This is a genomic window from Paraburkholderia tropica (assembly GCF_014171495.1).
Lineage (GTDB): Bacteria > Pseudomonadota > Gammaproteobacteria > Burkholderiales > Burkholderiaceae > Paraburkholderia > Paraburkholderia tropica.
On record NZ_CP049135.1, the window covers coordinates 116,333 to 137,767 of the forward strand.

The 21,435-nt window shown below is 66.6% G+C and carries 20 protein-coding genes; 13 read left to right on the forward strand and 7 right to left on the reverse strand.

The window, feature by feature from the left end; translation table 11 throughout:
• Positions 1-23 precede the first annotated feature (23 nt).
• From G5S35_RS15270 to G5S35_RS15290, 5 genes are all read left to right on the forward strand, one after another.
• Positions 24-782 carry an SDR family NAD(P)-dependent oxidoreductase gene (locus G5S35_RS15270; protein ID WP_183039150.1) on the forward strand — a complete coding sequence of 253 codons (759 nt, stop codon included), beginning with the start codon at positions 24-26 and terminating at the stop codon, positions 780-782.
• Between the two features lie 74 nt (positions 783-856).
• Positions 857-1,156, forward strand: coding sequence for a hypothetical protein (locus G5S35_RS15275; RefSeq protein ID WP_183039151.1), 300 nt, complete (start codon positions 857-859; stop codon positions 1,154-1,156).
• Positions 1,153-2,253, forward strand: coding sequence for a CobW family GTP-binding protein (locus G5S35_RS15280; protein WP_183039152.1), 1,101 nt, complete (start codon positions 1,153-1,155; stop codon positions 2,251-2,253). The genes G5S35_RS15275 and G5S35_RS15280 overlap by 4 nt, the downstream gene beginning before the upstream one ends.
• A 77-nt stretch (positions 2,254-2,330) precedes the next feature.
• The gene (locus G5S35_RS15285; protein WP_074982662.1) at positions 2,331-3,545 is read left to right on the forward strand and encodes an ABC transporter substrate-binding protein; all 1,215 of its coding nucleotides are present in this window, start codon (positions 2,331-2,333) and stop codon (positions 3,543-3,545) included.
• Positions 3,546-3,564: 19 nt separating this feature from the next.
• Positions 3,565-4,620, forward strand: a complete 1,056-nt coding sequence (locus tag G5S35_RS15290; protein WP_074982343.1) for a GntR family transcriptional regulator — start codon at positions 3,565-3,567, stop codon at positions 4,618-4,620.
• Between the two features lie 12 nt (positions 4,621-4,632).
• Here G5S35_RS15290 and G5S35_RS15295 read toward each other — a convergent pair whose 3' ends face one another.
• The 4 genes from G5S35_RS15295 to G5S35_RS15310 are packed head-to-tail and all read right to left on the reverse strand — an operon-like array spanning position 4,633 to position 7,447.
• Complete coding sequence (locus G5S35_RS15295) at positions 4,633-5,097, reverse strand: tyrosine-protein phosphatase (RefSeq protein ID WP_074982342.1); 465 nt, start codon at positions 5,095-5,097, stop codon at positions 4,633-4,635.
• Complete coding sequence (locus G5S35_RS15300) at positions 5,084-5,599, reverse strand: hypothetical protein (RefSeq protein WP_074982340.1); 516 nt, start codon at positions 5,597-5,599, stop codon at positions 5,084-5,086. The genes G5S35_RS15295 and G5S35_RS15300 overlap by 14 nt, the downstream gene beginning before the upstream one ends.
• The gene (locus G5S35_RS15305) at positions 5,596-6,744 is read right to left on the reverse strand and encodes an MGDG synthase family glycosyltransferase (RefSeq protein WP_183039153.1); all 1,149 of its coding nucleotides are present in this window, start codon (positions 6,742-6,744) and stop codon (positions 5,596-5,598) included. The genes G5S35_RS15300 and G5S35_RS15305 overlap by 4 nt, the downstream gene beginning before the upstream one ends.
• A 19-nt stretch (positions 6,745-6,763) precedes the next feature.
• Positions 6,764-7,447 (reverse strand): YdcF family protein, encoded by a 684-nt coding sequence (locus G5S35_RS15310; protein ID WP_183039154.1) that lies wholly within the window; start codon positions 7,445-7,447, stop codon positions 6,764-6,766.
• Between the two features lie 430 nt (positions 7,448-7,877).
• On the opposite strand from G5S35_RS15310, the gene G5S35_RS15315 reads away from it, so the two are divergent.
• The 3 genes from G5S35_RS15315 (at position 7,878) to G5S35_RS15325 (ending at position 10,990) form a co-directional block, all read left to right on the forward strand.
• Positions 7,878-8,525, forward strand: a complete 648-nt coding sequence (locus G5S35_RS15315; protein ID WP_124260543.1) for an alpha/beta hydrolase — start codon at positions 7,878-7,880, stop codon at positions 8,523-8,525.
• A 392-nt stretch (positions 8,526-8,917) separates the two neighbouring features.
• A complete protein-coding gene (gene mreB, locus G5S35_RS15320; protein ID WP_065060679.1) occupies positions 8,918-9,991 on the forward strand; it encodes a rod shape-determining protein in 1,074 nt (357 codons plus the stop codon).
• A 213-nt stretch (positions 9,992-10,204) separates the two neighbouring features.
• The gene (locus tag G5S35_RS15325) at positions 10,205-10,990 is read left to right on the forward strand and encodes an alpha/beta fold hydrolase (RefSeq protein ID WP_110326928.1); all 786 of its coding nucleotides are present in this window, start codon (positions 10,205-10,207) and stop codon (positions 10,988-10,990) included.
• A 208-nt stretch (positions 10,991-11,198) separates the two neighbouring features.
• Here the strand turns inward: G5S35_RS15325 and G5S35_RS15330 are convergent, their stop codons facing one another.
• Positions 11,199-11,600, reverse strand: a complete 402-nt coding sequence (locus G5S35_RS15330; RefSeq protein WP_065060681.1) for a hypothetical protein — start codon at positions 11,598-11,600, stop codon at positions 11,199-11,201.
• A gap of 364 nt (positions 11,601-11,964) precedes the next feature.
• Between G5S35_RS15330 and gltA the strand changes: the two genes are divergently transcribed.
• Together gltA and G5S35_RS15340 are read left to right on the forward strand one after the other, a co-directional pair.
• Positions 11,965-13,266, forward strand: coding sequence for a citrate synthase (gene gltA, locus G5S35_RS15335; RefSeq protein WP_065060682.1), 1,302 nt, complete (start codon positions 11,965-11,967; stop codon positions 13,264-13,266).
• A 251-nt stretch (positions 13,267-13,517) separates the two neighbouring features.
• On the forward strand, positions 13,518-15,788 hold the full coding sequence (locus G5S35_RS15340) for an amylo-alpha-1,6-glucosidase (protein ID WP_110326930.1): 2,271 nt from the start codon (positions 13,518-13,520) through the stop codon (positions 15,786-15,788).
• An 80-nt stretch (positions 15,789-15,868) separates the two neighbouring features.
• Here the strand turns inward: G5S35_RS15340 and G5S35_RS15345 are convergent, their stop codons facing one another.
• Positions 15,869-16,936, reverse strand: coding sequence for an asparaginase (locus G5S35_RS15345; RefSeq protein ID WP_183039155.1), 1,068 nt, complete (start codon positions 16,934-16,936; stop codon positions 15,869-15,871).
• 67 nt (positions 16,937-17,003) lie between these two features.
• On the opposite strand from G5S35_RS15345, the gene G5S35_RS15350 reads away from it, so the two are divergent.
• Together G5S35_RS15350 and G5S35_RS15355 are read left to right on the forward strand one after the other, a co-directional pair.
• On the forward strand, positions 17,004-17,432 hold the full coding sequence (locus G5S35_RS15350; protein ID WP_161495534.1) for a hypothetical protein: 429 nt from the start codon (positions 17,004-17,006) through the stop codon (positions 17,430-17,432).
• 123 nt (positions 17,433-17,555) lie between these two features.
• On the forward strand, positions 17,556-18,713 hold the full coding sequence (locus G5S35_RS15355; protein WP_065060685.1) for a porin: 1,158 nt from the start codon (positions 17,556-17,558) through the stop codon (positions 18,711-18,713).
• A 133-nt stretch (positions 18,714-18,846) separates the two neighbouring features.
• On the opposite strand, the gene G5S35_RS15360 is transcribed toward G5S35_RS15355, so the two are convergent.
• A complete protein-coding gene (locus G5S35_RS15360) occupies positions 18,847-20,421 on the reverse strand; it encodes an MFS transporter (RefSeq protein WP_183039156.1) in 1,575 nt (524 codons plus the stop codon).
• 133 nt (positions 20,422-20,554) lie between these two features.
• On the opposite strand from G5S35_RS15360, the gene G5S35_RS15365 reads away from it, so the two are divergent.
• The gene (locus G5S35_RS15365; RefSeq protein ID WP_065060687.1) at positions 20,555-21,433 is read left to right on the forward strand and encodes a LysR family transcriptional regulator; all 879 of its coding nucleotides are present in this window, start codon (positions 20,555-20,557) and stop codon (positions 21,431-21,433) included.
• The last annotated feature ends 2 nt before the right edge of the window (positions 21,434-21,435 follow it).

A 21,435-nucleotide genomic window follows, 5' to 3' on the forward strand; every position in this document is an offset into this window, starting at 1 on the left:
GCATGTAGAAGGACATCGACACCATGACTCAAGCGTTTTCACTCGACGGCCGCCGCGCGGTCGTCACCGGCGCGGCGAGCGGCATCGGCGCCGCGATTGCGCGTGCCTATGCGCAGGCCGGCGCGCGCCTCGTGCTCGCCGACCTCGACACCATGCGCCTCGAAGCGCAGGCCGACGCGTGCCGCGCGCTCGGCGCGCAGGTCGAAACCGTCACCGCCGACGTGGGGCAGGAGGCGTCCGCGAACGCGATCGTCGATCGCTGTATCGGCGCGTTCGACGGCATCGACATTCTCGTCAACAATGCGGGCATGCTGACGCAGGCGCGCTGCGTGGATCTCACCACGCAGATGTGGGACGATATGATGCGCGTCGATCTGCGCAGCGTGTTTCTCTGCACGCGCCGTGCGCTGCCTGCGATGCTCGCGCAGAAGTGGGGCCGCGTGATCAATGTGGCCTCGCAACTGGGCATCAAGGGCGGCGCGGAGCTGTGCCATTACTCGGCGGCGAAGGCGGGCGTGATCGGCTTCACGAAGTCGCTCGCCATCGAGGTCGCGCCGCAGAACGTGCTGGTCAACGCAATCGCGCCGGGGCCGATCGAGACGCCGCTCGTCGACGGCATCAGCGCCGCGTGGAAGGAGGCGAAGTCGGCGGAATTGCCGTTGCGCCGCTTCGGCCGTGTGGAGGAAGTCGCGCCCGTGGCCGTGCTGCTCGCGTCCGATCCGGGCGGCAATCTGTTCGTGGGCCAGACGCTCGGCCCGAATTCCGGCGACGTGATGCCCTGATGGGCGAAGCGGCGATCGAGGCCACGAAAGCAGTACAAGCAAGGCAGTTCAAGCAAGGCAAGCGAGGTCAGGCAATGTGTGGAATGTGCGGCGTGCTCGGCGGCGGGCGTCATTGGTCGAATGCAACGGCGGGTGCGGAGGCGGGCGCGCGGCGGCATCGTTACGTGCAGGTTGCGCTGGCTAATCGCGTGCTGCGGCCGTTCCGGCTCACGCTCGCCGATTTTCATGGTCAGTCGTTCGTGCTCGCGTCGCCCACGGGCGCGCAGGAAATCGTCAGCGACTTCATGCAGGTCTGGCGCGCGGCCGAAAAAATGCTCGGGCGTCCGCTCGATCCGCTCGCGCTGTTCGCCGACGCTGACGAGCGTGCCGCATGAGCCTCGCCTACGATGTGTTGCCCGTCACGCTCGTCACGGGTTTTCTCGGCAGCGGCAAATCCACCTTGATCGCCGACGCGCTCACGGGCGAACGCGCGCGCGATACGGCCGTGCTCGTCAACGAGTTCGGCGCGGTCGGGCTCGATCATCTGCTGATGGGCGAGGTCGGGCCGCAAACCGTGCTGCTCGACAACGGCTGCCTGTGCTGCGCGATGCGCGGCGAAATGAAAGAAGCGCTCGCGATGCTGTTCTCGCGGCGCGCGCGGGGCGAGACGCCGCCGTTTTCGCGCGTGATCGTCGAGACGACGGGGCTGGCCACGCCCGCGCCGATCATCGCGACGCTGCTCGGCGACGCCGTGCTCGCGAGCCACTACACGCTGGCGGCCACGCTCACCGTGGTCGACGCCGTGAACGCGCGCACGCAACGCGCCGCGCATCCCGAATGGCTCGCGCAAGTGAGCGCCGCCGACCGTTTTCTGGTGACGAAAACCGATCTCGCCGAGGCCGCCGGTGTCGAGGCGCTGATCGGTGAATTGCAGGCGCTCAATCCTGCCGCGCAGGTGCATCTGCGCGATGCGCAAGCGCCGCATGCGCAGCTGGAGGACGTGCTGGGCGCGCCCGTTGCGGACCCGCTGCAGGCCGCCATGCACGCCGCGTCGCGCGTGGGCGGGGCGACGCGCGCGTTGCGTCTCGCAGGCGTCGTGCGCGCGGAGTCGGCAGAAAGCCCTGAAGCAAACCCTGAAGCAAACCCCACCGCGCACGAAGCCGAACTCGCGCGCATCGAAGCGTTCTGCGCGCGTTTCGACGAACCGCTCGACTGGGCCGTGTTCACGCTCTGGCTCACGATGCTGCTCAACCGTCACGGCGAACGCATCCTGCGCGTGAAGGGCGTGCTCGCGCTCGAGGGCAGCGATCTGCTCGTGGTGCTGCATGCCGTGCATCACCTCGTGCATCCGGTCCTGCATCTCGACGCGTGGCCCGACGCCGAGCGTTCGACGCGCCTCGTCTTCATCACCGACGGTCTCTCGCAAGACGCTATCATGGCGTCTTACCGGCGCTTTCATGCGCATCTACATCACGCCGACGTCCCGACTTGAATCCCGTCACTTCCCGCACTGCCAGATCGGGCGCCCATCCGGCCAACGCGAACGCCGCGGCGCCGCGCGCGCCCGCCGTGCATCCCTCGAAGGTCGAACTGCGCGTGCTCGGCACGTCGGTGACGCTGCGCGAGCATATCCGCAAGCGCGCCGAACAGGACCTCGGCATCAAGCTGCGCTTCATCGTCGAAGATGGACTCGACGTGCAGCGTCACGGCGTTATGCATCCCGAGCGCTATGAAATCTACGACCAGTGGATTCACAGCATCGATTGCCTGTGGCCCGCGCATGCGCTGCAACCGATCGACACGACACGCATCGCGCGCTGGAACGAAGTGAACGGGCTGGCGCGCACGGGACGTATCGACGTGCCGCCGGGTTCGAGCGCTGCCGCCGCGGGCACGACCGCCACGATATGCAACGCGGGCAGCGTGCCCGCCGACCGCCTCTTCGTGCAGCCCGACAACTCGCTCTCGCGCGAGCCGAGCGAGCGCATCAGCATGTTGCCGCTCACGCACAACGCCGACAGCTTCGTCTATCTCGAAGACGCATTGCCGCCTTCGCTGCGCAACGGGGAGGAAAGCTGGGCGTGGCTGCTCGCGCCCGAACTGGCGGGTCGCGTCGCCTTGCAAGCCGACGCGGCGATCGGCGCGATCGACGCCGCGCTCGCCGTGGAGGCCAGCGGGCTCATGCGTTTCGAGAACATCGGCAATCTGAGCATCGAGGAAATCGACGCGCTGATCGGCGTGCTCGTCGACTACAAGCGGCGCGGCCATTTCGCCGGTTTCTGGTCGACCTTTGCCGAGGCCGCGGATCTGATGATCGCCAACAAGGTCGCGATCCAGAGCATCTGGTCGCCGGCCACGATCGAACTCGAACGCGCCGGATTGCACTTTCGCCTCGCGTGCCCGAAGGAAGGCTATCGCGCGTGGTTCGGCGGCATGTCGATCTCGCGCACCGCGCATGGCCGCGTGCTCGATGCCGCCTACGAGTACCTGAACTGGTGGCTCGACGGCTGGGCCGGCGCGACGATGGCGCGCCAGGGCTATTACATGTCGAATCCGGCGCGCGCGCGTGCGCAGCTCGACGACGCCGAGTGGGCATACTGGTACGATGGTGCCCCCGCGGCGGCGGAGCTGCCGGGGCCGACCACGCGTCATCTCGTGCGCATGGGGCAGCGCCGCGATGGCGGCGATTATCTGTCGCGCATGGGCCGCATTGCCGTGTGGAACTCGGTGATGGACGAGCACAATTATCTGGTGCGCCGGTGGACCGAATTCATGCGGTCGTGACGGCGCCAGCAAAGCAACGATGACGAAACGCTCACGCGCCACCCAGCCAGAGCACGCCCTCACACCAGCGGCGGACCTACCCGAAACCAACGCGGACAGCCGCCTGCGTTACCGGCTGATTCACGACCAGTTGAAGAGCGCGATCGCGCTCGGCAAGATCGCGCCCGGCCTCGTGCTGCTCGAAGGACCGGTTGCGCGCATGTTCGGCACGAGCCGCGTGCCGGTGCGCAAAGCCTTCGAAATGCTGCATGCGGGCGGTCTGCTGCATACCTTCGACGGACGCGGCTATCTCGTCGCGCATTCCGACGGCAGCGTGCCCGAGCCGCTGCGCGCGCCGCTTTCGGAAGCCGCGCTCGGTTTCGACGAACCGCCCGCGCCGCTCGACATTCCCTCGACCAGCGAACGCATTTACGACGCGCTCGAAGCGGCCATTTCGCTGGGCGTGGTGTTCGGACATTTTCGTATCGATGAAACGCTCGCCGCGCAGCATTTCGGCGTGAGCCGCGGCGCGATCCGCGAGGCGCTGACGCGTTTGCGCGATGTGGGTCTCGTCGAGAAATCGGCGTATTCGCACTGGTTGTGCGGGCCGCTCACCGCGCGCGCGGTCGCGCAGGATTACGAACTGCGCCTGCTGCTCGAACCGGCCGCGTTGCTCGCGAGCGCGCCGTCGCTGCCGCGCGAGCGGATCGAAGCGGCGCTCGCGCGTCTGGCCGACGCCATCGCCGATCCGGATTCCGTCGACGCCGCCGCGCTGTATCGGCTCGAAACGGATCTGCACGTCGATTGCCTGCGCCATGCGCCGAACCGCAAACTGCTCGCGACGATCACCGGCGCGCATATGCCGCTGACGGTCAATCACGCCTTCTACGACGCGTTCAATCTGCATCCTGACAACGGCATGCTGATCGAACATCGCAGCGTGCTCGAAGCGTTGCGCGACGGCGAGTTCCAGCGCGCGTCGCAAGCGCTGGCCGTGCATCTCGAACGCGGCCAGAAACGCACGCTCCAACGCCTGAAGGTGCTGGCGGTGCTGCCCGAGCCCGCGCTGCCGCCGTATATGCAGCGGCTCGCGTAACACCCCTTGTTTTCAGGGGTGTTTGCCGAGTTCGCGGCGTAGACGGTCGATATCGACTTCGGTCAGATAGCGGCGGATGTTCTGCCAGATCGCATGAAAACCGAAGCCGCCGTTGAGCAGTTCGTCGAGCGCGGCTTCGCGCGTCCAGTCCTGATAGACGATGCGATACAGCGCGCAGACGAGGCCGGTGCGATCGGCGCCGTGCTGGCAATGCACGAGGATCGGGCCGTCGCGTTCGGCGTGGCGCAGCACGCGCAGCGCGGCGAGCATGTCGCGATCGCGGATATTCCAGGTGTTGATCGGAATGCGCAGCGTGGCGATGCCGGAGCCCGCGAGAATGCGGCGATCCGAATGAAACGCGCGAAAGCTGATGACCTTGCGCACGCCGAGTTCCTGCAGATGCGCGACATCCTTGCGCGAAAGGCGCGCGCTGCGAAACAGCGAGGGCGTGAGGCGAAACAGGTTATGAACGGCCATAGAACGGGTCTTTCGAAGTGCGCCACCAGCCGCGCGACAACTGGAACAGCACGAGCGCGACGGCGCTCATGGTCCAGTAGTCGGTGGGCGCGGGGCCGAACCAGTGGACGTGCCACGGCACGAAGGCGGGTTTGAATCGCGCGAGTCCGAACGCCGGGTTCAGCACGAACCACAGAAAATCCTCGGTAATCCAGAACACCATGATGCAGGCGATCAGGCGAGCTTCGATGCGCCACGACCAGCGCGCGCTGAAGATCGGCGGCAGATGGAAGAACAGCGCCACGAATGGAAAGACCCACGCGTGATAGCCGGTCATCGGGCGGCCGCCCCAGAATATGTCCTGCAGCCAGCTCTTTTCGATGCGCCACGTCGGCAGATTCGCCGCCCAGCCCGCGCTGCCTTCGATCTGGATTTCGACGTTGGCGAAAAAGAACGCGAGCAGCATGACCCACGCGACCAGCACGACGGTGCGGCGCGCGGGCACGAATCGCGCGAGCGTCATGCCGCGGCCCCGCTGCCGGTGCCGGTCACGAGGTCGAGCACCGCGCGCGCGGCGAGCGGGCGTCCGAGCGGCACGCTGCGCTGACGCATCGCGTCGAGCTTCGCGGGATCGTGCAGCAAGGTGTGCACGCGATAGGCGAGGGCGTCGTCGTCGATAGCCTTGAGCGCCACGCCTTGTTCGAGCAGGAAATCGGCGTTGCGCTCTTCCTGGCCGGGAATCGGCGAATTCAGCAGCATCGGCAGATTCATCGCGAGACATTCGGAGGTCGTCAGGCCGCCGGGCTTCGTGATGACGAGGTCCGAGCACGCCATCAGGCGTTCCACTTCGCGCGTGAAGCCGTGCGGAAACAGGCGGCCCGGATGCGCCTTCGCCTGTTCTTCGAGCGCGGCCAGCAACTCGCGGTTGCGGCCCGCGAGCGCGATCAGCTGGAAGTCGCCGTCCATGTCGAGCAGACGCGTGGCGAGCTGATCCATCGGCCCGAGTCCCGCGCCGCCCGACATCATCAGCAAGGTGCGGCGCTTCGGATCGAGGCCGAGCGAGGCCGCGCATTCGGCGCGGTCGAGCGGCTGGCTGAACGCCGGCATCACGGGAATGCCGGTCACGTGGATCGCGTCCGGCGGCAGCCCGCGCGTGCGCATGCGCCACGCCACTTCGTCGTTGGCCGCGAAATAGCCGCTCAGATGCGGGACGACCCAGAGCGTGTGCAGATCGAAATCGGTGACCTGCACCCAGACCGGCACGTCGAGACGCGTCTTGCGGATCTCGCGCGAGAGCAGTTCGGCGGGCAGAAAATGCGTGCAGACGATAGCGTCCGGCTGCCATTGCTCGATTTCGGCGAACAGCGAGCGGCAGTTCAGGCGCTCGACGGCGCGGCGCAGTTTCTGCGAGAGCGCGGCCGGATCGGTGCGATCCGTCTTCTGGTAGAGATAGCTCCAGATGGCGGGCTGCGAGCGCACCAGCGCGAGATAGAGGTCGGTGTAGATCTTGCGGAACGTGGACGGCACGAAGTCCATGACGTCGAGATGCAGCGCTTCGATACCGGCCGGATGCGTCGCGGCGTAAGCGCTGATCGCTTCGGCCGCGCGCGTATGGCCGGCACCGGCGCTGACGCTCAGCACCAGCAGTTTCTTCACGGGTCGCTTCATTTCACGCAGGTCGTGCATTTCATGTTTTCCAGGCAGGGACGGACGTCGGGCCGGGCGCGCCGGTGGGCGCATCGGCGGCCTCGCCCGTGAACAGGCTGCGGATCAGGTTGAACATCGAAAGGAACGGGCGGATCGTCACGGGCTGTGCATCGGGATTCGCGCCGAGGCGCACGCGGTAAACGAGCCACGCGGGCACTTCGCGCCAGCTCGAATAGAGATCGCGCACGTGGAAGGTGCGCGGATAGACGCCGTAGACCGCGAACGCGTCGCCGCCGGCGCGCGCGACGGCGAGCCGGGCGCGCGGCAGGTGGTAGTACTGGCTGACCAGCGTGACCGAGCCGAGATGTCGTTCGCGCATATAGGCGACGAGATGCTGGGCGCTCGCAAGCGTGTTGTCGCCGGCGCGGTCGGGGACGATGTCGTGCGGCTCGACGCCGTGCTGAATCAGATAGTTCTGCATGGCGAGCGTTTCGTCGAGTCCCGGACCGTCGAGGCTGCCGCTGATGAAAAGCCGCTGGCAGCGGCCCGCGCGATAGCAGTCGAGACCCGCGTCGAGCCGCTCGGCGAGCAGTCTCGCGGGCGTGCCGTCGGCTTCGAGACCGTTGCCGAAGATCGCGCCGAGTTCGGACGGCTTTGCGGGTGTCGCAAGACCCGAGAGCGCGATCGCGAGGGCGGCGAGGACCCAGACGATTCCGATCAGCATGCAAAGGCGAAGAAGGCGGGACCGTCTTCGGTGTGTGTGCGTCATGACAACCTTGCTGGAGTGCGGGTGTTCATTGGCTGCGCGGCCGACGTGGGCTGCGGCGGCAACGATACCACGCGAGATGCGCGGCGGCCGCTTGTGGGGTACGAGCGCGGAGTGCGCCTGGCGCACGCGGATCGCGAACACACGGGCGCAGCGTAGCGCCGCGAAGTGCCGGTGCGCCGCGATTCTGGCGAACTGTGTCGGGCCGCGTCCGCGCGCGTCGACATTCCGGCATCGACCTTACCGCCGCCTTTCGTCCGCCCGAGTCGCCGACACCGCGCGCGCGGGCGTCGTATGCTTGCGGCTGGCGCGCGGCGCGCAAAGGGCGATGCCCGCTTCGCGATCCGCGCATGCATCCGGCGATCAAGCTCACAGGGGAATCGCAACAATGAGCTGGGAACAATTCGATGGCGGCTGGCGTCTCGCGCCGGCCGAAGGCGCGCCGCGCGCGCTGGTCGTGCTGCTGCACGGCGTGGGCAGCAACGCACGCGATCTGGTGCCGCTCGCCGACGCCTGGCGCGACGCGCTGCCCGGCGTGGCGTTCGCGTCGCTCGACGGCAGCGAGCCGTTCGATGGCGGCTTCGGCGGCCGCCAGTGGTTCAGTCTGCGCGACGTGAACGAAACGAATCGCGGCGCGCGCGTCGCGGCGGCGCTGCCGGTGCTGCAAAAACGTCTCGCCGACGAACTCGCGCATTGGGGCCTCGGCGTCGACGCACTCGCGCTGGTCGGCTTTTCGCAGGGCTCGATTATGTCGCTTTATTACACGGCGACGCAGGAGCAGGGCGCGGCCGCCGTGGTCGCTTTCGCGGGCCGTCTGTCGACGCCGGTCGTGGCGCATAGCCAAACGTCGATCACGCTCGTACATGGCGAGGACGACGAAGTGATTCCCGTGCAGGAACTCGAACGCGCGGCCGTGGCGTTCAGCGACGCGGGCTTCGCCGTCGCCGCGTACGCCTTGCCTGGCGTGGGTCACACGATTACGGCACAGGGCGCGATGCTCGGCCGCGACGCGTTGGTGCGCGCACTGCAGCCCTGAGCGCGCACGCGTTCGCGTGCAATGCGCGGACGCGAAACATCGCGCGGATCGCGCCTGAAAACGGCGCGCATTCCGCAGACGAATTCAGCCGTATTGCGCTGAAAATCAGGCCGGAACGGGCCGCCTGTCGCGGCGGCCCGACATCATTTCTTTACATTTGTGAATTAGGCTGCCGGGTTATTTTTGGCGCGATTAAAGTCTCGCCCGGCTTGGCCGTTAACAGGAGCCAGTGGGCCACGGGGCCCCACGTGCCCGATCGCGTTTCACAGCGCGCGCAGACCTTCAGACAGGCGGTATCCACGAGATGCCGACGCTCGTTTCTGACGGCTGCACACCGGGTTGAAGATCCGGAACGGTCCGCCGGCAGGGCCGCTCCATACAGACAAGACGACATGGCTCAAGCCGCGCGGCATTCTTCCTTTTTGCACAAGCTGTCCCGCCACGACGTGGCGCTCGATCTCGGCACGGCCAACACGCTGATCTATACCGCGGACGAGGGCATCGTGCTCGATCAGCCCTCGGTCGTCTGCTTCGAGCGCGGCGGCGCCTTGGGCAAGGCCGGCGAAACGACGGTCGCCGCCGTGGGCCGCGACGCGAAAGCGCTCGTGGGCCGCGCGCCGCAGAACCTCGAAACCGTGAAGCCGCTGGTGCATGGCGTGATCGCCGACTTTTCGGCCGCCGAGCACATGATGCGCCGCTTCGTCGCGATGGCGCAGCCGCGCCGCCTGTTCGGCCGTCGTCCGGCCTTCACGGTGTGCGTGCCGGGCGCGGCCACGCGTGTGGAGCGCCGCGCGATCCGCGAGGCGGCGTTTTCGGCGGGCGCGGCGAGCGTGAACCTGATCGGCGAATCGCTGGCGGCGGCGCTGGGCGCGGGGCTGCCGGTCGGCTCCTCGACCGGCTCGATGGTCGTCGATATCGGCGGCGGCACCACCGAAGTGGGCGTGATCGCGCTCGGCGCGGTGGCCTGCAGCGGCTCGATCCGCGTGGGCGGCGACCAGTTCGACCGCGCGATCATCGACTACGTGCGCGGCCTGTACGGCGTGATCATCGGCGACCAGACCGCCGAGCATCTGAAAAAGACCATCGGCAGCGCGTTGCGCGGCGAGCCCATCGAGCGCCTGCGCGCGACGGGCCGCAGCCTCGACGACGGCCTGCCGCGTACCGTCGAAGTCACGAGCGAAGACATCGCCGATGCGCTCGCCATGCCGCTGCGCCAGGTGATCGGCGTGGTGCGCCAGGTGTTCGAGACCGCGCCGCCCGAACTCGTGACCGATATCGCCGACACCGGCATCGTGCTGACCGGCGGCGGCGCGCTGCTGGGCCGCCTCGATCAGTGTCTGCAGGCCGAACTGGGCGTGCGCGTGCGTATCGCCGACGAGCCGCTTTCCTGCGCCGTGCGCGGCGCGGGCGCGGCGGCGGCAGGCGCCGTCGAGGCCGGCCAGCCGGACTTCCACGGCCACGACTGAGCCTTTGCGCGCCCCGGCCGGCGCGTCGCCCAGGTCACTCCTCACGCGCGGCGGGCCGACGTGCGACAATACGCGCCTTTCCCGGCGCGCCGCACGTTTTGCGCATGCTGACGCGCACGCGCAGCCGGTTTGTCGTCTCCATATCATCCAGCCGTGAATCAAGCCGTTTTTCCCGCTCCCGGGTCGTTTGTCGAACTCCCCGGCGGGCAGCCCATGCCGTATGTCGAACGCGGCGAGGGCGAATTGCTCCTCTTCATCCACGGGTCGCTGTGCGACTACCGCTACTGGCAGCCGCAGATGTCGGGGCTCTCCGAGCACTACCGCTGCGTCTCCGTGAGCCTCACGCACTACTGGCCCGCGGCCGCGCCCACGCCCGACCAGCCGTTTAGCTGGAGCCGTCACGCCGACGAGATCGCGCAGTTCATCGACGCCCTGGGCGCCGGTCCCGCGCACGTGATCGGCCATTCGCGCGGCGGCTCGGTCGCGTATCACTTCGCGCGCCGCTATCCGGATCATCTGCAAAGCCTGATGCTCGCCGATCCCGGCGGTCCGGTGCAGATGCCGGGGCAGAGCCTCGCGAAGCTGCCGGAAACCGTCAACGCGCTGCGTGCCCGTGCGGTGCAGCTGATCGAGTCCGGCGACGTGAACGGCGGTCTCGAACTGTTTGTCGATTCGGTGAGCCGTCCCGGTTTCTGGGGCAAGAGCACGCAGTCGTTCCGCCAGATGGCGACCGACAACGCGCACACGCTCGGCCCGCAGTTCCTCGACCCGCTCGCCGCGTACACGCGCGAAGAGGCCGCCGAGGTGACGTGCCCCGTGCTGCTGATCGACGGCGAATTGAGCCCGCAGATGTTCCAGCGCGCGGCGGCGGCGCTTGAAGAGTGGATGCCCGATGCGCGTCGCGCGACGGTCGAAGGCGCGTCGCACGGCATGAATCTCGCGCGTCCCGGCGCGTTCAACGATCTCGTCGATCACTTCGCGAGCGGGCACGGGCGCTGAGTTTCAGCGTCATGCCCGACAAACAAACGGCCGCATTGCGCGGCCGTTTTCACATCCGCCGATTCAGATCGGAATCCTGAATAATCAACGTAGAAGAAGACCGCGAATGCGCGTCGTAAGCAGAAAGTAATGGAGGCGGGGCGGCCCGAAAATCACGATGTCGATTCCGGCCCGCCCGAGGCCTTGCGCGCGAATCGCGCGGGAATGCTTAGTCGCGGCCGTGCGCGTGCGCGTCGAGCTTGTGCTCGGCGGCTTCGCCAACGAGGCCCGCGTAGTAGAGGTGCACGCCGATGGCGAGCGAGTCGTTGCGGATTTCGTGGAAGGCCTTCCATGCCTTCACCGGATCCTTGAACACGAGGTAGTGCGCTTCCTGAGCGACGAGGCGCGCGACCTGATGCAGGCCGTGGCCGTGCAGCGCGTCGACGAGCGCGTCGAGGCTGCGGTGCGTGCGCGCATCGGTGCGCGGATACAGCATGTGGAGCACCGCCACGCGTTCGTTCGCGAGCGCTGCCGACAGGGCGACAACGATGTCCTGGTGATTGAGGGCCGTGACGACGGCGCCCTCGGCAAGTTCGTCTTCCGCGAACAGGGTGTCGATCGAGATGTTCATCTGTTCATTCCTTACGTTTTGCGTACAGCGCGTGTGGCCTTAGAAAAAAGGCCCGCCTTCGAGGGCGGGCCAATGATGCATGCTCTGACAGGGGAAGTCGTTGCATGTCAAGCAGTATGTCAGAGCTAAAGCCGCTCATGTTGTGTTGCAGAGCAAAATATTGTTGCAGGAATCGATGTTAAGGAAGCTGCAAGTATTCAGTGTTGCGGGGTTCAATAGGCATTGTTGCAGCCTGGGCTATCAATCGATGTTGCATTGCGCCGTAAAATGCGTCAAGTGGTCGCAGTGAGGCCGGTCCGGAAATTCGGGCGACGGGCGGCGCTGCGTCTTGCGAGATGACTGCAATTCAATGCAAGGACAAGACATGATCGATTCGAAGACTCACGCCACTCTCACCATCCCTGGTTCGGCCGAAGGCATTCAGCTGCCGGTCTACAAGGGCACGCTGGGCCCGGACGTGATCGACATCCGCAAGCTGTACGGCCAGACCGGCATGTTCACGTATGACCCGGGCTTCATGTCGACGGCATCGTGCAACTCGGCGATCACCTATATCGACGGCGACAAGGGTGAACTGCTGTACCGCGGCTACCCCATCGACAACCTCGCGCAGAACGCCGACTTCCTCGAAAGCTGCTACCTGCTGCTGAAGGGCGAACTGCCGACGCAGGCGCAAAAAGACGAATTCGTCGCGACCGTCACGAACCACACGATGGTTCACGAGCAGATGCACTTCTTCTTCCGTGGCTTCCGCCGCGACGCGCATCCGATGGCGATTCTGGTCGCGGCCGTCGGCGCGCTGTCGGCGTTCTATCACGACTCGCTCGACATCAACGATCCGAAGCATCGCGAAGTCTCGGCGATCCGCATGATCGCGAAGCTGCCGACGCTGGTGGCGATGGCGTACAAGTACACGGTCGGCCAGCCGTTCGTGTATCCGCGCAACGACCTCTCGTACAGCGCGAACTTCATGCAGATGATGTTCTCGAACCCGGCCGAGGAGTACAAGGTCAACGACGTGCTGGTGCGCGCGCTCGACCGCATCCTGATCCTGCACGCCGACCACGAACAGAACGCCTCGACTTCGACGGTGCGTCTGGCCGGTTCGTCGGGCGCGAATCCGTTCGCGTGTATCGCGGCCGGTATCGCGTGTCTGTGGGGCCCGGCGCACGGCGGCGCGAACGAAGCCGCGCTGAACATGCTCGAAGAGATCGGCTCGGTCGACAACATCCCCGAATTCATCCGCAAGGTGAAGGACAAGAACTCGGGCGTGAAGCTCATGGGCTTCGGTCACCGCGTGTACAAAAACTACGATCCGCGTGCGAAGCTGATGCGCGAAACGTGCCACGAAGTGCTCGAAGAACTGGGCCTGCACGACGATCCGCTGTTCAAGCTCGCGATGGCGCTCGAAAAGATCGCACTCGAAGACGAATACTTCGTGTCGCGCAAGCTCTACCCGAACGTCGACTTCTACTCGGGCATCGTGCAACGCGCGCTGGGCATCCCGACCGCGATGTTCACCTGCATCTTCGCGATGGCGCGTACGGTGGGCTGGATCGCGCAATGGAACGAAATGATCGGCGATCCGGAGCAGAAGATCGGCCGTCCGCGTCAGCTCTTCATCGGCAATACGCCGCGTGAAGCGAAGCCGATCGCGCAACGTTAATCGACAACGCCGAACCCGATCGCCGGACACCTTGCATGAACGCTGCATAACGTTTGAATACGCGGCGGCCACGAGCCGCCGCGCCGCGATCGACGGGCGCCCGCACGTTTTACCGTGCCGGCGCCCGTAATTTTTTCCGGCGCGCGGTTAGACACCCATCGGGCATGCAGGATTTGACGCGAACGGGTCCTGAGCCACTACAATCGAGCGGAAGGCGATGTGTACGGAACGGCTCTAAAGGAGACAACGTAATGCAGGATCCTGAAACACTCGGTGGCGTCTCGCGTTCGAGCGGCGTGGATCATCCCGATCAAACCGCCGACGGCGCCTTCATCGCGCCCGAAACCCCCGAAGTCGCAAGCGCCGACCAGCATGTGCTGAAGTCGGGCGACACCTTCATCGTCAACGATCCGCTCGGCGATATCACCGGCATCGACGACGGTCTCTTCGTCAACGACACGCGCGTGCTGTCCTCGCTGCGTCTCACGTTCGGCGGCCGCGTGCCGTCACTGCTTTCGGGCAGCGTGAGCAGCGACAACACGGCGTTCACCGCGCATTTCACCAATCGTCCGCTGCCGCCGCTCGGCGGCACGAGCACGCCCGAAGGCGTGATTCACGTCGAACGCGAGCGCGTGCTCTCGGGCACGATGATGACCGAGGCCATCGAGCTCACGAATTACGGCACGGAAGAAGCGGTCGTGCCGCTGTCGATCTCGTTCGCGAGCGACTTCCGCGACATGTTCGAAGTGCGTGGCCTCAAGCGCGAAGTGCGCGGCGAACTCAAGCCGCCGCGCGTGGAAGGCAGCGAAGTGCGGCTCGAATATATCGGCCTCGACAAAGTTGCGCGGCGCGTGAGCATCGAGTTCTCGCCGAAGCCCGACAAGCTGCTCGCCGATCGCGCCGACTTCACCGTCGCGCTGCCGGCGCAGGCCTGCGTGTCGCTCTATCTCACGGTCGCGATCGAAGTCGAGCCGCTCGAAGGCGCGGCGCCCGATACGCCGAGCGCGGGCATCATCAAGCCGGACTATTGTCTCGCCGACTCGAACGGCCAGAGCGTGGGCCGCGCGGCGATTCGCGCCGCGCTGGTCGACGCGCACATCTTGATGCGCGAACGCCGCCGCCGGACCGCGCGCGTGCGTTCGAGCAATCCGCTCTTCAATTCGTGGATCAACCGTTCGATCGCCGACCTCAGTCTGCTGACGACCGATCTGCCGACCGGGCCGTATCCGTACGCGGGCATTCCGTGGTTCTCCACGCCGTTCGGCCGCGACGCGATCATCACGTCGCTGCAAACGCTGTGGCTGCAACCGGCGCTCGCGCGCGGCGTGCTGCGCTTTCTCGCCGCGCATCAGGCGCGCGAGGACTCGGCGTTCCGCGACGCCGAGGTCGGCAAGATCATGCACGAGTTGCGCAAGAGCGAAATGGCGGCCACGGGCGAAGTGCCGTTCGCGCTCTACTACGGCGGCGTGGATTCGACGCCGCTGTTCGTCGTGCTGGCAGGCGCCTACGTGGAGCGCACCGGCGACCTCGCGCTGATCGACGAACTCTGGCCCGCGCTCGAACGCGCAGCGGGCTGGGTCGCGGGCGTGTGCGACCGCAATCCGCATGGTCTGCTCGATTACCGGCGCGAGTCCGAAGGCGGGCTCGCGAATCAAGGCTGGAAAGACAGCCATGATTCGGTCTTTCACGCCGATGGCCGCTTTCCCGATGGGCCGATCGCGCTCGTCGAGGTGCAGGCTTATGCGAGCGCGGCGTTCGAGACGATGTCGCGTTTCGCGACGCAACGCGGTCTGATCGAGGACGCCGCGCGCTACGCGGGCCGCGCCGCGAAAATCCGCCGCTGCGTGGAAGAGAAGTACTGGATGCCGGAGTCGGAGTTCTACGGCATCGCGCTCGACGGGCACGGCGATCTGTGCCGCGTGCTCGCGTCGAATGCCGGGCATCTGCTGGCCTTCGGGCTGCCTGAGTATGAACGCGGACGCGCGGTCGCGGAGATTCTCGAATCGGCGCTGTTCCATACGGGCTGGGGCGTGCGTACGCTCGCGGCGGGCCAGGCGCGCTTCAATCCGATGGCGTATCACAACGGCTCGGTCTGGCCGCACGACAACGCGCTCTGCGCGCGCGGCCTCGCGCGTTACGGGCGCAAGGAAGCGGCGGTGCGATTGCTGCAGGCGCTGTTCGAGGCGGCGGTAACGTTCGACATGCGTCTGCCCGAGCTGTTCTGCGGTTTCCCGCGTCGACGCGGCTCGCCGCCCACCGCGTATCCGGTCGCGTGTCTGCCGCAGGCCTGGGCGGCGGGTTCGCCGTTCATGATGCTGGAGGCGTGTCTGGGCGTGAGCATCGACGCCACGCGCCGTGAAGTGCGCATCGAGCAGCCGATGCTGCCCGAAGGCATCGACTGGCTCGAAGTCGGACATCTGCGGGTGGGCAACGCGTCGGTCACGCTCACGTTCCGTCGTGTGGACGGCAAGGTCGTGGCTTCGGCGGACCGCAGCGACGTGAAGGTCGTGGCGGTGCTCTAACGCCTGCGTCTCGTGTTGCAGGCGCCGCGCGGTGAAGACCGCGCGGCGCTTTCTCGTTTATCGCTTCCTCGTTTGATCGATCAGGCTCGGGCGAGCGTGAAACGCGCTTCGAGCGCGCCTGTGTCGACGCCTCGCGTATTGAGCACGTGCGGCGTGTCGTACGCGCGCAAGGCGGCCAGTTGCTCAGGCGTGCCAATGCCGAGCTGCCGCAACACCTCCACGACGATCGCATACAGCGCGGTCTGATTCCCGTCTTCCACTTTCACGGCGATGCCGAGCGCGTTCGCTTGCTGTGAGCCGCGCTTCCCATTCGGTCTCACGCCGATCGCGTAGCTGCCCGCCGCGCCCACCTTGCCGACCACGTCGCCGCCGAACGCCCGCATGAGCGTCGTGCAGAAGCGCTGCTCGCCCGCGACCATCTCCGGATGCGTGGTCATCGCGCGATGGATGCGGGCGAGCGCCTGCGTGCGCGGGGAAGCGCGGTTGGCGTCGTCGCGTTCGAGGGTGTCGGCTGCGTCGGCGAGCTTTGCGTACAGGCGCGCGAGACGATCGAGCGGGAAGGCCGGCGTGGGCAGATTGCAGCCGTCGATCGCCCATTGCACGCCGTCGTCGGGTAAATCGCAGACCTCGGCGACCGCGTGCTTCACGCGCAGTTGCAGCGGATGCCCCGCGAGGTGGTAATCCTCCAGCGGCGCGCCGATCGCGCGCGCCCCCGCGAGCATTCCCGCGTGCTTGCCCGAGCAGTTGCTGCACGCCGGGCCCGGCTCGAAGCCGCGTTTGATCCAGTCGCGCCAGACGGCATCCGACAAGGGCGGATGGCCGCCGCAGCGCATGTCGGCTTCGTGCGCGCCCACCTTCGCGAGCATGGCGAGCGTGCGTTCGATATGGCGCGCTTCGCTGTTGTTCGAGCCGCACATGAGCGCGAGATCGGCGTCGTCGAAACCGAAACGATCGAGCGCGCCCGTTTCGATGACGGCCAGCGCCTGCGCGGGTTTGGCCGCCGAACGCACGAGCGTGAGCCGATGTGGATCGCCGAACGCGTAAAGCAGCGCACCGTGCGCATCGACGACGGCGATATGGGCGAGGTGGGTGGTCTCGACGAGGCCGCCGCGATACAGAACGGCGGCGGGCGGCGTAGCGGTCGTCATGGGGTGTCTCCGTGGCTGGCGGTTCGGGTCGCGCGACGGCTCGCGCCGGATCGGACGTGGCGCACGCGTGCTGCGGATTCTAACGCCGCATGGCGAGCGCATTCGTCATCTGAATGGCGATTTGAATCGCGTCTTGAATACGCTTATGAATTACGCATTGAACGCGCGTAATGTTCACGTCCGGCTTAATCGATATATCGCGATTCAGATTTCATTTTCTTTACGATCGCGTCTGAATGGTCGATTTATTGCATCGCATGCGCTTTTTTGGGGCGCGAATTGCACCGCCGATGCACGCGTTATTGGCAGGTGTTCTTTCGGCGCAACGCCTGCCTCAATTTCAACGCAATTTTTATTTTCGAAGCCTTATGATGCGCCTGATCGTTATTTCCGCCACTGGGCGCGGCGCCACGAGCGGCCTGCCCGGCATGCCTGCCTTGTCTTGCAAGTTAAGGTCGGCATTGCGTCGTTCGCAATAATCGCTTGTCGTTATTGAGGTATTTCGCAATTCAAGCGCGATTCGCATGGATCTGCGAAACGCACTGGCCGCCTCGACAGGTGTTGTGTGGAAAGCGCATTCGATTCAATGAATTAACGCCAAAACCCGGAGCCATAAAACATGAAAAAATCGCTAATCGCCCTCGCACTTACCGGCGCTTTTGCCGTCTCCGCGCATGCCCAGAGCAGCGTCACGCTGTACGGTCTCATCGACACCGGTCTCGTCTACACGAACAACCAGATGGGCCATAGCAACTGGCAGCTCAACAGCAGCTCGACGCAGAACACGGTGTTCGGCCTGAAGGGTACGGAGGATCTCGGCGGCGGTCTGAAGGCGATCTTCAAGCTCGAGCAAGGCTTCATCCTCAACAACGGCGCGCAGGCATTCTCGGGCGACATGTTCGGCTCGCAGGCGTGGGTCGGTCTCCAGGCGGATCAATACGGCACGGTCACGTTCGGCCGCCAGTTCGACGTGATGAACGACCTCGTCGGCCCGCTGACGGCGGAATTCAACACGTGGGGCGGCAGCCTCGCGGCGCATCCGTTCGAAAACGACAACCTCGCGGCGAACTCGGTCGTCATCAACAACTCGGTTAAGTACGCGAGCCCGACGTGGTACGGCGTCACGTTCGAGACGATGTACTCGTTCAGCAACCAGACCAGCTTCGCAAGCAACCGCTCGTACGGCTTCGCGGTGTCGTACGCACAAGGCCCGATCAACCTCGCAGCCGGCTACCTGCAACTGAACGGCGCGGGCAACGGCAGCGGCGCGGTGCAAACGAGCGACGCGAGCGCGAACTTCGTGGCGCAACGTCAACGCGTCTGGTCGCTGGGCGGCAACTACACGTACGGCCCGGTCACGGCCGGCCTCGTCTGGAGCCACTCGCAGATCGACAACGCGTCGGGCGTGTTCTCGTTCGGCACGGGCACGTACCTTGGCAGCGGCGATAACTCGGCCGGCTCGCTCGCGGGCTCGCTGCGTCTGGACAACTTCGAAGCGAACGTGAAGTACGCACTGACGCCGGCATGGTCGGTGTCGGGCGCCTACACGTACACGCACGGCGCGTACAACGGCTCGAACCCGGGCTGGAACACGGCGATGCTGCAAACGGACTACGCGATCAGCAAGCGCACGGACTTCTACCTCGAAGGCGTGTACCAGAACGTCCACGGCGCGCCGGAAGGCTCGGTGCTCTCGCACGCGATGATCAACACGCTGTCGCCGTCGTCGACGGACACGCAGGTTGCCGTCACGGTGGGCATGCGTCACGCGTTCTGATCGACGGATCGTGTGACTGGCGCGCGCGGCTTGGGCCGCGCGTGTCGATCGAACGATGCGGGTTCGTCCTTCGCGGCGAGCCCGCATTTTCTTTTTCGTCGAATTATTCGGATGACGAAATAATTGGCGCGATTCAATCGCGTGCGTCGGCCATCAGTTTGACTGCAATGGCGCTCGCCAGCGCCACGACGCCGCTCACCAGCAAGGCCCGCGCGAAACCGTGCGCGAACGCGAGCGGCGCGGCCTGCGCCAGCAGATGCGCGGTGGGCGCGTCGAGCGTGCGCAGCGCCTCGCCGGGGTCGCCTGCGAGCAGGCTCGCCATGAAACGCGCGTCGACGGCATGGAGCGCGGCCGGCACGCTGGCGATCGACTGCACGAGCGCGCTGTGCGTGCGCACCGCGAGCACGGCGCCGAGCACGCCGACGGCGGTCACGATGGCCGTGAATCGCGTGGTCGTGCTGATGCCCGAGGCCATGCCGGTGCGCTCGCGCGGCACGCAGGCCATGATGGCTTTTTGCGTGTCGCCGTTCATGACGCCCGCGCCGGTGCCGGTCACGAGCATCGCGAACGCCACGGCGAGATAGTGGCCGCCCGCCGCGCACGCGGCCATCGCGAGATTGCCCGCGCCGATCAGCGCGAGGCCCGCGCTCAGCACGCCGCCCGTCGTGACGCGCCGCGCGAGCGCTGCGCCGAGCGACGGCCCGGCGATCATCGCCGCCGCGAATGGCAGCATGCCGAGACCCGCCTGCAGCGCGGTGAAACCGAACGCGATCTGCAAGTAGAGCGGCAGGAACGTCATCATGACCTGAGCGCAGGCCGCGTAACCGAACATGCCGAGCAGCGCGCCGACGAAGCGCGCGCGCCGGAACAGGCGCAGATCGATCATCGGCCGTGTTTGCCAGCGCTGGCTGCAGATGAAGAGTGCGAACAGCGCGATGCTCGCTGCGCCCCGTCCGAGCGTGGCGCCCGATTGCCAGCCGTGCGCGGGAATGCCGATCAGCGTCGACACGGCGCACGCGAGCGCCGCTGCGAAAAGCATGCCGCCGGGCAGATCGAGGCGCTTGGCGTGCGGATCGCGCGATTCGTCGATGGCGCGCCGCGCGCCGAGGGCGAGCACCGCGCACACGGGCAGATTCATCAGAAAGATCCAGCGCCAGCCGACCCATTGCGTGATCGCGCCGCCGACCCACGGCGCGATGGCGGTCGCGATGCCCATGCACATGCCCCAGATCGCCCATGCGCGCTCGCGCGACGGGCCCTGCGCGAAGCGGTGCGCGATCACGGCGAGCGCAGACGTGAGCAACAGCGCCGCGCCCAGGCCTTTCACGGCGCGCGCGGCGATCAGCAGCGCCGCCGTGGGCGCCGCGCCGCAGCCGAGCGAAGCGAGCGCGAACAGCGCGAGGCCGCATTGCAGCACGCGACGGCGGCCGAAGCGGTCGGCGATTGCACCGGCAGGCAGCAGGCAGGCGGCGAACGCGGTCATGTAGGCGCTCACGACCCATTCGATGTCGGCGAAACTCGCGTGAAAAGCGTGCGCGATCGCGGGCAACGACACGGCGACCACGTTGGTGTCGAGCACGATCAGCGCGCAGGTCGCGGACGCGACGGCAAGCGTGACGTTCGGATGGCGGCTGGAAAACGAATCCGGGTGCGGATCGGTCGGCGCGGCGGAGTCGAGCGCGACGCTGGAAACGGACGAATCGGACATGGCGATGAGCGATGGTGGCGCGCTGGAAAAGACGTGAAGAAAAAGACGCGAAGAAAGAGCCCGCATCGTCGCATCATCGACGGTTATCAGTCATTGCCATAAAATGGCAATTTGCTTCACGAAACCGGTAATCATGAGTCGTCTCGAACTGCGCCACGTGCGGGCCTTTCTCAGCGTGGCGCGGCATCTGCATTTCGCGCGCGCGGCCGAAGAGCTCGACATGGCGCCGCCCGCGCTCACGCGCCACGTTCAGGAGGCCGAGCGTCATCTGGGCGCGCGGCTGTTTCATCGTTCGCGCACGGCGGTGTCGCTGACCGCGGCGGGCGAGGCGTATCTGCCCGAAGCGGCGGCGGCGCTCGAACATCTGCAGCGCGGTCAGGAACTCGCGGCGCTGGCGGCGCGCGGCGAGGTGGGGCGGATCGTGGCGGGCTATGTGTCGTCGGCGGTCTATTCGGGCGCGCTGCAACGCTCGATCGGCGAGTTTCGCGCCGCGTGGCCGCGCGTGGAAGTGAGCGTGACCGAGATCCCGATGGAAGACGTGGCGCGGCGTCTGGAGACGGGTCTGCTCGACGTCGCTTACGTGCGCCCGCCGCTCACGCTGCCCGACACGGTGCGCGTGTTCACCTTGCAGCGCGACGCCTTCGTGGCGGCGGTGCCGGCGGATTCGCCCTATGCGGCGCTGGAGACGCTGCGGCCGGCCGATCTCGCGGAGGCCAGTTTCGCGGTGCCGGAGCAGGAGTTCGGCACGCTCGAACTCGCGCGTCGCGGGCGCTTCGTGCCGCGCATCGCGGCGCGGCCGGGCGGCTTGCTGGCGGTGCTTGCGTGCGTCTCGGTGAACGGCTGGGTGGCGGTGATTCCCGACGCGCTGGCGGGCTGTGTGAGCTTGCCGGGCATCGTGTATCGGCGGATTGCGGGCAAGCCGATTACGTCGGAGTTGGCGCTCGTGTGCCGCAGGCACGAGCGCGCACCCGCGGTGCGGGCGTTTTTGCGGTTGGTGCCGAAGGCGAAGTGAGG

What these genes read in the sequence shown, in the direction of transcription:
- mreB (WP_065060679.1), top strand. Translation starts at nt 8,918, where the DNA reads ATGGCTCAAGCCGCGCGGCATTCTTCCTTTTTGCACAAGCTGTCCCGC.
- G5S35_RS15290 (WP_074982343.1), top strand. Translation starts at nt 3,565, where the DNA reads ATGACGAAACGCTCACGCGCCACCCAGCCAGAGCACGCCCTCACACCA.
- G5S35_RS15330 (WP_065060681.1), bottom strand. Translation starts at nt 11,600, where the DNA reads ATGAACATCTCGATCGACACCCTGTTCGCGGAAGACGAACTTGCCGAG.
- G5S35_RS15305 (WP_183039153.1), bottom strand. Translation starts at nt 6,744, where the DNA reads ATGAAGCGACCCGTGAAGAAACTGCTGGTGCTGAGCGTCAGCGCCGGT.
- G5S35_RS15300 (WP_074982340.1), bottom strand. Translation starts at nt 5,599, where the DNA reads ATGACGCTCGCGCGATTCGTGCCCGCGCGCCGCACCGTCGTGCTGGTC.
- G5S35_RS15365 (WP_065060687.1), top strand. Translation starts at nt 20,555, where the DNA reads ATGAGTCGTCTCGAACTGCGCCACGTGCGGGCCTTTCTCAGCGTGGCG.
- G5S35_RS15295 (WP_074982342.1), bottom strand. Translation starts at nt 5,097, where the DNA reads ATGGCCGTTCATAACCTGTTTCGCCTCACGCCCTCGCTGTTTCGCAGC.
- G5S35_RS15345 (WP_183039155.1), bottom strand. Translation starts at nt 16,936, where the DNA reads ATGACGACCGCTACGCCGCCCGCCGCCGTTCTGTATCGCGGCGGCCTC.
- G5S35_RS15325 (WP_110326928.1), top strand. Translation starts at nt 10,205, where the DNA reads ATGCCGTATGTCGAACGCGGCGAGGGCGAATTGCTCCTCTTCATCCAC.
- G5S35_RS15280 (WP_183039152.1), top strand. Translation starts at nt 1,153, where the DNA reads ATGAGCCTCGCCTACGATGTGTTGCCCGTCACGCTCGTCACGGGTTTT.
- G5S35_RS15360 (WP_183039156.1), bottom strand. Translation starts at nt 20,421, where the DNA reads ATGTCCGATTCGTCCGTTTCCAGCGTCGCGCTCGACTCCGCCGCGCCG.
- G5S35_RS15275 (WP_183039151.1), top strand. Translation starts at nt 857, where the DNA reads ATGTGTGGAATGTGCGGCGTGCTCGGCGGCGGGCGTCATTGGTCGAAT.
- G5S35_RS15315 (WP_124260543.1), top strand. Translation starts at nt 7,878, where the DNA reads ATGAGCTGGGAACAATTCGATGGCGGCTGGCGTCTCGCGCCGGCCGAA.
- G5S35_RS15355 (WP_065060685.1), top strand. Translation starts at nt 17,556, where the DNA reads ATGAAAAAATCGCTAATCGCCCTCGCACTTACCGGCGCTTTTGCCGTC.
- G5S35_RS15270 (WP_183039150.1), top strand. Translation starts at nt 24, where the DNA reads ATGACTCAAGCGTTTTCACTCGACGGCCGCCGCGCGGTCGTCACCGGC.
- gltA (WP_065060682.1), top strand. Translation starts at nt 11,965, where the DNA reads ATGATCGATTCGAAGACTCACGCCACTCTCACCATCCCTGGTTCGGCC.
- G5S35_RS15340 (WP_110326930.1), top strand. Translation starts at nt 13,518, where the DNA reads ATGCAGGATCCTGAAACACTCGGTGGCGTCTCGCGTTCGAGCGGCGTG.
- G5S35_RS15310 (WP_183039154.1), bottom strand. Translation starts at nt 7,447, where the DNA reads ATGCTGATCGGAATCGTCTGGGTCCTCGCCGCCCTCGCGATCGCGCTC.